Below are 11132 nucleotides of genomic sequence, written 5' to 3'. Positions count from 1 at the left end.
GCCCCTCCCAGACCCTGCTCAGCGCCGCCCTCGTCGGCCCGGCCCTCCTCGGCGCGCTGCGGAAGCTCGATCCGCGCCTGATGGTGCGCAACCCGGTGATGTTCGTCGTCGAGGTCGTCGCCGCGCTCACCACGGTGCTGTTCGTCCGCGACGCCGCGACGGGCGCCGAGAACCTCGCCTTCTCCGGGCAGATCATCCTGTGGCTCTGGTTCACGGTGCTGTTCGCCAACTTCGCCGAGGCGATCGCCGAGGGGCGCGGCAAGGCGCAGGCGGATTCCCTGCGGCGCACCCGCACCGAGACCATGGCCAAGCGGCTGACGGGTGCGGGCCGCGCCTTCGAGACCGTCCCCGGCAACGACCTCAAGGTCGGCGACGTGGTGCTGGTCGAGGCCGGCGACATCATCCCCTCGGACGGCGAGGTGATCCTCGGCATCGCCTCGGTCAACGAGGCGGCGATCACCGGCGAATCCGCCCCGGTGATCCGCGAATCGGGCGGCGACCGCTCGGCGGTGACCGGCGGCACGCAGGTGCTCTCCGACGAGATCCGGGTGCGGATCACGGCCGCGGCCGGCTCGACCTTCGTCGACCGGATGATCGCGCTCGTCGAGGGCGCCGCCCGCCAGAAGACCCCGAACGAGATCGCGCTCAACATCCTGCTCGCCGGCCTGACCCTGATCTTCGTCTTCGCCGTCGCCTCGATCCCGAGCTTCGCCTCCTATGCCGGCGGCGCGATCCCGCTGATCGTGCTGGTCGCGCTGTTCGTGACGCTGATCCCGACCACCATCGGCGCGCTGCTCTCGGCCATCGGCATCGCCGGCATGGACCGGCTGGTGCGCTTCAACGTGCTCGCCATGTCGGGCCGCGCCGTGGAGGCGGCCGGCGACGTCGATACGCTGCTCTTGGACAAGACCGGCACGATCACGCTGGGCAACCGTCAGGCCACCGCGTTCCGCCCCGTCCGCGGCGTCACCGAGCAGGAGCTCGCCGACGCGGCGCAGCTCGCCTCCCTCGCCGACGAGACGCCGGAGGGCCGCTCGATCGTGGTGCTGGCCAAGGAGAGCTACGGGATCCGCGCCCGCGACATGGCAAGCCTCGACGCCACCTTCGTGCCGTTCACCGCACAGACCCGGATGAGCGGCGTCGACCTCGCCGGCTCGCAGATTCGAAAGGGCGCCGTCGATTCGATCGTCGCGGCGGTGAGCGGCGGCCCGGTCGCGACCCGGGGCTCCAGCGCGGCCCTGGCCTACGCGCCGACCGCCTCGGCCGAGAGCGTCGAGGAGGTCCGCGCCATCGCCGACGACGTCGCCAAGGCCGGCGGCACGCCGCTCGCCGTCGCCCGCGACGGACGCCTCCTCGGCGTGGTGACGCTGAAGGACATCGTGAAGGGCGGCATCCGGGAGCGCTTCTCCGAGCTGCGCCGCATGGGCATCCGCACGGTGATGATCACCGGCGACAACCCGGTCACCGCCGCCGCGATCGCCGCCGAGGCCGGCGTCGACGACTTCCTCGCCCAGGCCACCCCCGAGGACAAGCTGGCGCTGATCCGCCGCGAGCAGGCGCAGGGCAAGCTCGTCGCGATGTGCGGCGACGGCACCAACGACGCCCCCGCCCTCGCCCAGGCCGACGTCGGCGTCGCGATGAACACCGGCACGGTGGCGGCGCGCGAGGCCGGCAACATGGTCGACCTCGATTCCGACCCGACCAAGCTCATCGAGATCGTCGGCATCGGCAAGCAGCTGCTGATGACGCGCGGCGCGCTGACCACCTTCTCGATCGCCAACGACGTGGCGAAGTACTTCGCCATCATCCCGGCGATGTTCCTCGGGCTCTATCCGCAGCTCCAGGCGCTGAACGTGATGGGGCTCGCCTCGCCCCAGAGCGCGATCCTGTCGGCGATCATCTTCAACGCGTTGATCATCGTCGCGCTGATCCCGCTGGCCCTGCGCGGCGTGGCCTACCGCGCGGTCGGCGCCGGCGCGCTGCTGCGCCGGAACCTGGCGATCTACGGCCTGGGCGGAATCCTGGTGCCCTTCGTCGGCATCAAGGCGATCGACCTCGCCGTCACCGCGCTCCGCCTCGCCTGATCCTCCCCCTTCGCGTCACGAGACCCCGCCATGCTGACCCAGCTTCGCCCCGCCCTCGTCCTGCTGATCGCGCTGACCGCGCTCACCGGGCTCGCCTATCCGCTCGCGATGACCGGGATCGCCGGCCTCGCCTTCCCGAGCCAGGCCGCCGGCTCGATCGTCCTGCGCGACGGCAAGCCCGTCGGGTCGAGCCTGATCGGCCAGGCCTTCGCCGGCGCGCGCTACTTCCAGGGCCGGCCGTCCGCGACCAGCGCCGCCGACCCGGCCGACCCCGCCAAGACCGTGCCGGCGCCCTACAACGCCGCGAACTCGTCGGGCTCCAACCTCGGCCCGACGAGCGCGGCGCTCGCCGAGCGGGTCGGCGCCGACCTCGCCCGCCTGAAGGCCGAGAACCCGGGCGTGCCGGTGCCGGTCGACCTCGTGACCACGAGCGGTTCGGGCCTCGACCCCGACCTCTCGCCCGCCGCCGCCCTGTTCCAGGTGAAGCGCGTGGCGGCCGCGCGCGGGCTCCCCGAGCCGGCCGTGCGCGACCTCGTCGAGGGGCAGGTCCGCGGTCGCTGGCTCGGCATCCTCGGCGAGCCGCGGGTGAACGTGCTGGCGCTCAACCTCGCGCTGGACGGGCTGGCGAAATAGGCGCTGGCCCATTCGGGCCCCGTTGCGGGTAGGATGCGCCCCCGATGCCCGAGCCGAGCCGAGACCCGTCCCGCCCCTCCCCCGACGCGCTGCTCGAAGCCGCGCGCCGCGAAAGCCGGTCGCGCGGCCGGCTGAAGATTTTCCTCGGCGCCGCGCCGGGGGTCGGCAAGACCTACGAGATGCTGACCACGGCCCAGGCCAAGGCCCGCGCCGGCCTCGACGTGGTGGTCGGCGTGGTCGAGACCCATGGCCGCGCGGAGACCGAAAGCCTCGTCGCCGGGCTGGAGGTCGTCCCGCGCCGCGCCGTCGCCTACAAGGGCACCCGCCTCGACGAGATGGATCTCGACGCGCTGCTGGCCCGGCGCCCGGCCCTGGCGCTGGTCGACGAGCTCGCCCACACCAACGCGCCGGGCTCGCGCCATCCGAAGCGCTACCAGGACGTCGAGGAATTGCTCGACGCCGGCATCGACGTCGACACCACCCTCAACATCCAGCACGTCGAGAGCCTGAACGACGTCGTCGTCCAGATCACCCGCATCCGGGTGCGCGAGACCGTGCCCGACGGCATCCTCGACCGGGCCGACGACATCGAGGTGATCGACCTCAACCCCGACGACCTGATCCGGCGCCTCGAGGACGGCAAGGTCTACTTGCCCCGCAACGCCGCCCGCGCGCTGCGGCACTACTTTTCCCGCGGCAACCTCACGGCCTTGCGCGAGCTGGCGCTCCGCCGCACCGCCGACCGGGTCGACGACGAGCTCCTGAGCCACATGCGGGCCAACGCCATCCCCGGGCCCTGGGGCGCGGGCGAGCGGGTGCTGGTCTGCGTCAGCGAGGATCCGCGCGCGGCCGGGCTGGTGCGCTACGCCAAGCGCCTGGCCGACCGCCTGCACGCGCCCTGGACCGCGCTCTCGGTCGAGGGGCCGCGGGCGCAGGCGCTGTCGGAGGCCGCGCGTGACCGCATCGCCGACACCTTGCGGCTGGCCGACCGGCTCGGCGGCGAGGCGGCGACCGTGCCGGGCTCGCGGCGGATCGCCGACGACATCCTGGCCTATGCGCGGAGCGCCAACGCCAACCACGTCGTGGTGGGCAAGTCCGAGCGCTCGCGGCTGTTCGAGATCCTGAACGGCTCGGTGGTGCACGACCTCGTGCGCGGCTCAGGGCAGATCAGCGTCCACGTCATCGCGGGCGAGGCGCAGAGTGGGGAGGCGCAGGGCGGGGACGCGGCCGGGCCGAAGAGCGTGCGTACGGCCGCGGAGCCGTCCCGCTCGGCCTGGCCCTACGCGGTCGCGCTCGCGGCCGTCGGGGGCGCCCTCGGGATCGCGCTCGCCCTGCAGCCGATGCTCGGCGTCGAGAACGCCGACCTCGTCCTGCTCACCGCCGTGGTCGCCGTGGCGGTGCGCTTCGGCCTCGGGCCCTCGCTCGCCGCCGTGGTGGCGGCCTCGCTCGCCTACAACTTCTTCTTCCTGCCGCCGCTCTACACCTTCACCATCGCCGACCCGACCAACGTCGCCGCCTTCTGCCTGTTCACGCTGGTCGCCGTGCTGGTCTCGAACCTCGCCGCGCGCACCCGCCAGGAGGCGGTGGTCTCGCGGGCGCGGGCCGTGGCGAGCGAGCGGCTCTACGGCTTCAGCCGCAAGCTCGCCGGCTGCGGCACCCTCGACGACGTGCTGTGGGCGACCGCCTACCAGATCGCCGCGAGCCTCGACGTCCGCGTCGTGCTGCTCCTGCCCGAGGCCGGCGCGATCGCGGTGCGCGCCGGCTACCCGCCGGAGGACACCCTCGACGCAGCCGACCTCGCCGCCGCCAAGTGGGCCTTCGACAACGACCGGGCGGCGGGCCGCGGCGCCGACACCCTGCCCGGCGCCAAGCGCCTGTTCCTGCCGATGCGGACCGGCCGGGGGACGCTCGGCGTCATCGGCCTCGACGCCGACCGGGCCGGGCCGATCCTCTCGCCGGAGAGCCGGCGCCTCGTCGACGCGCTCTCCGACCAGGGCGCGCTGGCCATCGAGCGCGTCCGCCTCGTCGAGGACCTCGACCGGGCCGAGCGCGCGGCCGAGACCGACCGCCTGCGCCAGGCGCTGCTCACCTCGATCTCGCACGACCTGCGCACGCCGCTCGCCGCCGTGCTCGGCGCGGCCACGACGCTGCGCGACCTCGACGACGCCCTCGACGCCCCCGCGAAGGCGGATCTCCTCGCGACCGTCATCGCGGAATCCGAGCGCCTCAACCGCTTCATCGCCAACCTCCTCGACATGACCCGCCTGGAGGCCGGCGCCGTGGTGCCCAACGTCGCGCTGCACGACGTCGCCGAGATCGCCGACACGGCCTTGCGCCGCCTGGAGGCGATCCTGTCCGGCCACCGCGTCGTGGTGGAGATCGCGCCCGGCCTGCCCCCGCTGCGGCTCGATCCGGTGCTGTTCGAGCAGGTGCTGGTCAACCTCCTCGACAACGCCGGCAAGTACGCCCCCGAGGGGTCGACCATCCGCCTGCGCGGCCGGCGGGACGGGATGCGGGTGCGGATCGAGATCCTCGACGAAGGCGGCGGCCTGCCGGAGGCCGACCTGGAACGGGTGTTCGATACGTTCTACCGCGTCGCCAAGGCCGACAGCGTGCGGGCCGGAACCGGCCTCGGCCTGCCGATCTCCCGCGGCTTCATCGAGGCGATGGCCGGCACGGTCGTCGGCGCCAACCGCCGCGACCGCTCCGGCGCGGTGTTCACCATCACCCTGCCGGTCCCCGCCGAGCCCGCGCGGACCGCCTCGGATCGGGCGGCATGACCCTGCACATCCTCGTCGTCGACGACGAGCCGCCGATCCGGCGGCTGCTGCGCACCGGGCTTGGGACCCAGGGCTACGCCGTGCTCGAGGCGCCGGACGGCCGCACCGCCCTGGAGACCCTGGGCCGCAAGGCGTCCGGCCACGAGACGGTGGACCTCGTGATCCTCGATCTCGGGTTGCCCGACATGCGCGGGCACGACCTCCTCGCCCGGATCCGCGCGGCGCATCCCGCCCTGCCGGTGGTGGTGCTGTCGAGCCGCGACGACGAGACCGGCAAGGTCGAGGCGCTCGACCTCGGGGCCGACGACTACGTCACCAAGCCCTTCGGCATGGGCGAGCTGCTGGCCCGCATCCGCACGGCGCTCCGCCACCAGCTCGCGACGGAAGGGCAGCGCCCGCTGTTCCAGGTCGGGCCCCTGAGCGTCGACCTCGTGCGCCGCATCGTCCGGGTGGAGGGGCGCGAGGTGAAGCTGACGCCGCGCGAGTACGACTTCCTGCGGGTGCTGGTGCAGCATGCCGGCAAGGTGCTGACCCACGCCCAGCTGATGGGCGCGGTCTCGGCCTCGTCCGACCCGCAATACCTCCGGGTCTACATGCGCCAGCTCCGGCAGAAGCTGGAGGCCGATCCCGAGCGCCCGCGCCTGCTGCTCACCGAGACCGGCGTCGGCTACCGCCTGCGCGCGCCCGACGACGGGCTGTCGCGCTGACGGCGTCCCCGATGCGGATCTTTTCCTGAACGAACAGGTCCGGCGCGGGTTGTGCAGGCCGCGATCCCGTTCGGATCGCAAACCCGTCCGCATCGCAAGGCCGCCCCGCCCCATGAACACCACGACCCCGGATACGACCCTGAAAGCCGCCGACTTCGCGGCTCCGACCGTCCTGCTCGCCGGCACGGTGGATTACGACATGTACCGGGACTTCCGGGCCCAGATCGGAAAGGCCCCGTGCGAGGGGCTGGTCGTCGTCGAGCTGACCACGCTCGGCGGCGACCCGGAGGTCGCGCGGATGATGGGCGAGGACATCCGCTTCAAGAGCGCGATGAACCCGCAATGCCGCTACGCCTTCCTCGGCAAGGCGGCGATCTACTCCGCCGGCACCACCTTCATGAGCTTCTTCACCCGGCAGAACCGCTACCTCACCCCCGGCACGCGGCTGATGATCCACGAGCGCAAGCTCGCCAAGGAGCTCCGGATCAACGGTCCGCTGACCACCTGCATCGCCACGGTGAAGGCGACGCTCCACGAGATCGAGTGCTCGATCGCGATCCAGAACGAGGGCTTCGCCAACCTCGTCGAGGGCTCGAGCGTGACCCTCGATCAGGTGATCGAGCGGGCTCCCTACAATTGGTACATCGAGGCCGAGGAGGCCCGCACCCTCGGCCTGATCGAGGCGGTGATCTGAGGCTCATGCCGAGTCTTCAGGCCAAGCCTCGTAGGTGAGAACCCATGAGGTCCGGCGGACGACCGCCGCCCGGCGGTCGCGGGGGCCGACCCTCGATGAGCCGGGCTCACCGAGGGTCGGCATCAGAACGCCAGCTTCATCCCGGCGACGAGGTTGCGCGGGGCGCCGGCATAGATCGAGCCGGTGGTGCCGGCGAGCACGCCCGCGCCGTTCTGCAGCCCGGTCGTCGCGCTGATCGTGTCGGCGAGGTTCTGGGCCGAGGCGGCGTAGACCGTGTCGAACAGGTTGCGCACCTCGGCGTAGAGCGTGAGGCGCTTGGCGTAGCCGCCGGAGAGTTCCGTCGCGTAGTGGACGTTGGCGTTGACGATCGCGTAGCCCGGCGCCTTCAGCTGGTTGGCGTTGTCGAGGTAGAAATCGTCCTGGAACACGGTCTCGACGAAGGCGCCGAGTCCGGCGAGCGGCCCGGCCGGGACGTCGTAGCCGACGCGGGCGAGCAGCTGGTTGGCCGGCACCCCCGGGATGCGGTTGCCGGCGCGGTCGAGGCGGCGGGTCAGCGCTCCGGCGCTGAGCTGCTCGACGTAGCGGGTGTAGACCTGGTCGTCGAAGGTGTAGGCGGCGACGATGCGCCAGCCCGGCGCGAAGGCCCAGTCGGCGCCGACCTCGAGGCCGCGGTGCTCCGAGGCCGGGGCGTTGAAGGTGTAGCTCTGCAGGCCGGCCCCGGGCGATTGCGAGACGAGCTCGTTGCGGAAGATCTCGTAGAAGCCGGTGACGCTGAGGCGCAGCCCCTCGACCGGCGTCCAGTCGGTGCCGAGGTCGAAGCCGAGGTTCTCCTGGGTCTGCAGCCCGGTGTTGTTGCCGGGCAGGCCCGCCGCGGTCACGAACAGGTTGCTCGCCGCCGGCGTGGTGTAGCCGGTGGCGACGCGGCCGCGGAACGCCCATTCGGCGCTCGGGCGGTAGACCAGCGCCAGTTCCGGGGCGACGTTGAGGAAGCTGCGGTTCGCGTCCGCGATCATCGTGGTCGCGCCCGCGGCCGCGTAGGCGTAGGCGAGGCTGCGCCCGGTGATCGACGTGGTCTCGGCGCCGATGCCGACGACGCCCGTCCACTGCTCGGAGAGCGCGACCTCGGTGCGGGCGCGGCCGCCGAGGTTCGACTGCACCGCCTCCTGGTCGCCGATCAGCGCGCCCAGCCGCGGGCCGCCGTAGGGCGCGCGGTTGTAGGTCGAGATCCGGTTGTCGATGGTGCTGTAGGCCAAAGCCACGTAGCCGACCGCCGGCAGGCCGAACAGGTCGTAGCGCCGGGTGAGGTCGGTGAGAAAGTTCCAGGACGGGTACGAGCCCCGTGACGCGGTCGCGTAGAACGGCTGGTTGAAATTGCGCTCGTCGAAGCCGAGTTGCGTGCGCCAGGTGGTCTGGGCGTCGATGTCGTGCTCGTAGCGCGCCGCCACGATCGTGCGCCGGTCCTTGCGCTCGAAGCCGGCCTCGTCGGCGGTGACGCCGACCCTTCGGCCGTAGGCGCCGTTGACGAAGAGGTTGGTGAGCGAGCAGCCCGCCGCCGCGGTCGCCGCCGCCGCGCAGCCGCGCTGATAGGGGTTGGTGCGGAACTCGGCCAGCGACGACCGGGCGGCGAGGTCCGCGTGCAGGTCGTTGTTGATCACCTTGAGGGTGAAGCGGTTGTCCGGCGTCGGGGTGTAGCTCGCCAGCAGGTCGATGGTCTGCGTGTCGTAGGACGAATGGTCCTGGTAGCCGTTGGCGCGCACGTCGCTGGAGAACAGGCTGATCTCGAACGGGCCGCTGACGCCGCCGACCGTGAAGGAGGTGCTGAGATAGCCGAAGCTGCCGGCATCGGTGCCGATCTCGTAGCCGTCGATCTCGCGGCCGGTGCGGGTGCGGAAGGCCAGCGCGCCGCCCGTGGCGTAGTTGCCGAACAGGGCCGATTGCGGCCCGCGGAACACGTCGATGCGGGAATAGGCCCGCGGGTCGGAGAGGTCGAAGCGCGCGGCGCCGTCGGGCTGGGTCAGGACGAAGCCGTCCTCCAGCACCACCGTGTTCTTGATCACGCCGGTGGAGCGGGCGTTGTTGCCGCGGATCGAGATGATCACGTCGCGCCCGCCGTTGCCCTGGCGCACGGTGACGCCGGGGCTGTTGGCGAGCACCGCGCCGACGCTCGTCGCCGGCCGGTTCTCGATCGTGTCGCGCCGCCCGATCCCGGTCACGACCTGCCCGACCGGATGCTCGATGACGCTGGGCGCCGAGCCCTGCGGCGCGGCGACGCCGAAGGGAATGCCGGCCGCCGGTGCCGGCCCGTCGCGCTCGCCGACCACCGAGAGCTCGGAGAGCGTGACGCTCTCCTGTGCCTGTGCCTGCGCCTGCGCGACGGCGAGCGGGCTGGCGGACAGGAGGAGGAGGCCGGCGCGCAGCTGGAGCTTGGGCAGGAAGGGCATCGGGCGGGCTCGTCTGATCGGGAGGCAGGCGGGATCGGCCCGCCGGAAGAGGTTCGCGATTCGATCAGAGCAGGGTCGGCGGTGCCCTCGGCCGGCCGGCGATCCGGGGGCGATGCGGGATGCGGGCGGGCGGCGGGGTCGGCCAGGCGACGGGCGACCAGCGCAGGACCCGCGCCGCCGGCTGCGGTGCGGCGACGACCGGCGCGGCGAGCCCCACGGCGCAGAGCGGGCAGGCGTGGCAGCCGGGAACGAGCGGAGCCGGCTCCCCCGCGGCGTCGGCTGCGCCGGCATGGCCGCAGATCGCCGACAGGCCGAGCGGCGCGGCGTCAGGCGCCATCCGCAGGGCGGCGAGCGGCACGATCGACTGCGCCCAGATCGCCAGCAGGATCAGCGCGGTGCCGAGGGCGCCGACGCGCTTCGCCCGACCCGTCACAGGACGGCCTGGATCTGCCGGAGGGCGAGCCCGTGCCCGGCCGCGAGATCGAGCGGGCCGACGAAGCCGCCGTTCCGGTCCATCAGGTAGACCATCAGCGTGTGCTCCAGGGTGTAGTCGCCCCCCGGCAGCGGGACCTTCTTGGAGAAGACGCGGTAGGACCGCGCCACCCGGTCGATCTCCTCGCGGGTCCCGGTCAGCCCCGTGATCGAATCGCTGAACGAGCCCATGTAGTCGCGCAGCACCGCGGCGTCGTCGCGCTCGGGATCGAGGGTGATGTAGTAGGCGCCGATGTCGCCGCCGGCCTTGTGCAGGTCGTCGATCAGGTTGGAGAGGTCGGCCAGCGTCGTCGGGCAGACGTTCGGGCAGCGGGTGAACCCGAAGAACACCAGGAAGGGCCGGCCGGCCAGCGTCGCCGAATCGAGGATCCCACCCTTGGACGATTGCAGCCGGAACGGGCCGCCGACCACCGACATCGCCGGCTTGGCGGGCCCGCGCGGCAGCATCGCCACGACGCCCCCGGCGATGCCGAGGATGCCGACGAGCACCGCCGCGAGGATGCCGTAGCCCGCCCGGCGCTGGGCCGGCGTGACGGGCGGCGGATCAATGGGCATGATCGTGGCCGCCGGCCGCCCCTTGCGCGCCCTCGGGGGCCTTCGCGCCGATCGCCTCGACCGCGAACTCGACCGGGACGGTCCCCGCCTTCTCGAACCGCAGCGTGCCCTTGACGCGCTCGCCCTTCTTCAGGGGCGCCGTCAGGTCGACGAACATCATGTGGTAGCCGCCCGGCGCGAGCGTCACCGTGGCGCCGGGGGCGATGACCAGGCCGCCCGGGACCGGGGCCATCTTCATCACGGTGCCGTCCATCGTCATCGAATGGATCTCGACGTGGTCCGCCCCGGTCACCGTGGCGCCGAGCAGCGTGTCCGGCGCGGTGCCGGTGTTGGTGACGCTGAGGTAGCCGCCGCCGACCTTGGCGCCGTTCGGGGTCGCCCGCGTCCAGGGATGGGCGATCGCGAGCGCGCCGGCCTTGTACTCGTGGGCGCCGGCCGGGACCGCGAGCAGCGCGAGGGCGACGAGGGAGCCGGTCGCGCGGCGACGGAACAGCTTGGACATGGCAACTCTCCTGAAGGGGGCGGTGTCGGTCGCGGCCGCGGGCGGCCGGGCGGTTGGGGGACGGCGTCCCGGGCATGCCGGCTCGCGCGATCGCGAGGGGCCGAGCGACGGCGATGCGGCAGGCTGCATCGGTCGATGCGGGCCGAGGCCTTCCCGGAGCACGGCTTTCAGCGCGCAACCGTGAGGCAGGGCGCGACGCCGCGTTCCGGCTGGGCGGCGGCCGGGCGGTGGATCAGGCGGCGGG

Annotated in this window: 9 protein-coding genes; 5 read left to right on the top strand and 4 right to left on the bottom strand. The window is 72.8% G+C overall.

Features of this window, described 5'->3' with window-relative positions; translation table 11 throughout:
• The first annotated feature begins 14 nt into the window (after positions 1 to 14).
• From kdpB to FV227_RS25990, 5 genes are all read left to right on the top strand, one after another.
• Positions 15 to 2084, top strand: coding sequence for a potassium-transporting ATPase subunit KdpB (gene kdpB / locus FV227_RS26010; RefSeq protein WP_147729401.1), 2070 nt, complete (start codon positions 15 to 17; stop codon positions 2082 to 2084).
• A gap of 30 nt (positions 2085 to 2114) precedes the next feature.
• The gene (locus tag FV227_RS26005) at positions 2115 to 2717 is read left to right on the top strand and encodes a K(+)-transporting ATPase subunit C (protein ID WP_147729400.1); all 603 of its coding nucleotides are present in this window, start codon (positions 2115 to 2117) and stop codon (positions 2715 to 2717) included.
• 44 nt (positions 2718 to 2761) lie between these two features.
• Positions 2762 to 5497 (top strand): sensor histidine kinase KdpD, encoded by a 2736-nt coding sequence (locus FV227_RS26000; protein WP_147860243.1) that lies wholly within the window; start codon positions 2762 to 2764, stop codon positions 5495 to 5497.
• Positions 5494 to 6204 (top strand): response regulator transcription factor, encoded by a 711-nt coding sequence (locus tag FV227_RS25995; protein ID WP_147728118.1) that lies wholly within the window; start codon positions 5494 to 5496, stop codon positions 6202 to 6204. Before FV227_RS26000 ends, FV227_RS25995 begins: the two co-directional genes overlap by 4 nt.
• A 112-nt stretch (positions 6205 to 6316) precedes the next feature.
• Positions 6317 to 6898, top strand: coding sequence for a peptidase S14 (locus tag FV227_RS25990; protein WP_147728117.1), 582 nt, complete (start codon positions 6317 to 6319; stop codon positions 6896 to 6898).
• A gap of 122 nt (positions 6899 to 7020) precedes the next feature.
• Here the strand turns inward: FV227_RS25990 and FV227_RS25985 are convergent, their stop codons facing one another.
• The 4 genes from FV227_RS25985 to FV227_RS25970 form a co-directional block, all read right to left on the bottom strand.
• Positions 7021 to 9339, bottom strand: coding sequence for a TonB-dependent receptor (locus FV227_RS25985; RefSeq protein ID WP_147860242.1), 2319 nt, complete (start codon positions 9337 to 9339; stop codon positions 7021 to 7023).
• 64 nt (positions 9340 to 9403) lie between these two features.
• Complete coding sequence (locus FV227_RS25980; protein WP_147860241.1) at positions 9404 to 9772, bottom strand: DUF2946 family protein; 369 nt, start codon at positions 9770 to 9772, stop codon at positions 9404 to 9406.
• Complete coding sequence (locus FV227_RS25975; RefSeq protein WP_147729783.1) at positions 9769 to 10386, bottom strand: SCO family protein; 618 nt, start codon at positions 10384 to 10386, stop codon at positions 9769 to 9771. Before FV227_RS25975 ends, FV227_RS25980 begins: the two co-directional genes overlap by 4 nt.
• Positions 10376 to 10888, bottom strand: coding sequence for a copper chaperone PCu(A)C (locus FV227_RS25970; RefSeq protein ID WP_147729784.1), 513 nt, complete (start codon positions 10886 to 10888; stop codon positions 10376 to 10378). The genes FV227_RS25975 and FV227_RS25970 overlap by 11 nt, the downstream gene beginning before the upstream one ends.
• Between the last annotated feature and the right edge of the window lie 244 nt (positions 10889 to 11132).

It is taken from the genome of Methylobacterium sp. WL119 (assembly GCF_008039875.1).
Taxonomy (GTDB): Bacteria; Pseudomonadota; Alphaproteobacteria; order Rhizobiales; family Beijerinckiaceae; genus Methylobacterium.
This window is presented reverse-complemented; position numbering and strand designations above follow the sequence as displayed.

Excerpts from the sequence above, each read along its gene's own strand:
- FV227_RS25995 (WP_147728118.1), top strand. The coding sequence starts at position 5,494 with ATGACCCTGCACATCCTCGTCGTCGACGACGAGCCGCCGATCCGGCGG.
- FV227_RS25990 (WP_147728117.1), top strand. The coding sequence starts at position 6,317 with ATGAACACCACGACCCCGGATACGACCCTGAAAGCCGCCGACTTCGCG.
- FV227_RS26000 (WP_147860243.1), top strand. The coding sequence starts at position 2,762 with ATGCCCGAGCCGAGCCGAGACCCGTCCCGCCCCTCCCCCGACGCGCTG.
- FV227_RS26005 (WP_147729400.1), top strand. The coding sequence starts at position 2,115 with ATGCTGACCCAGCTTCGCCCCGCCCTCGTCCTGCTGATCGCGCTGACC.
- FV227_RS25970 (WP_147729784.1), bottom strand. The coding sequence starts at position 10,888 with ATGTCCAAGCTGTTCCGTCGCCGCGCGACCGGCTCCCTCGTCGCCCTC.
- FV227_RS25975 (WP_147729783.1), bottom strand. The coding sequence starts at position 10,386 with ATGCCCATTGATCCGCCGCCCGTCACGCCGGCCCAGCGCCGGGCGGGC.
- FV227_RS25985 (WP_147860242.1), bottom strand. The coding sequence starts at position 9,339 with ATGCCCTTCCTGCCCAAGCTCCAGCTGCGCGCCGGCCTCCTCCTCCTG.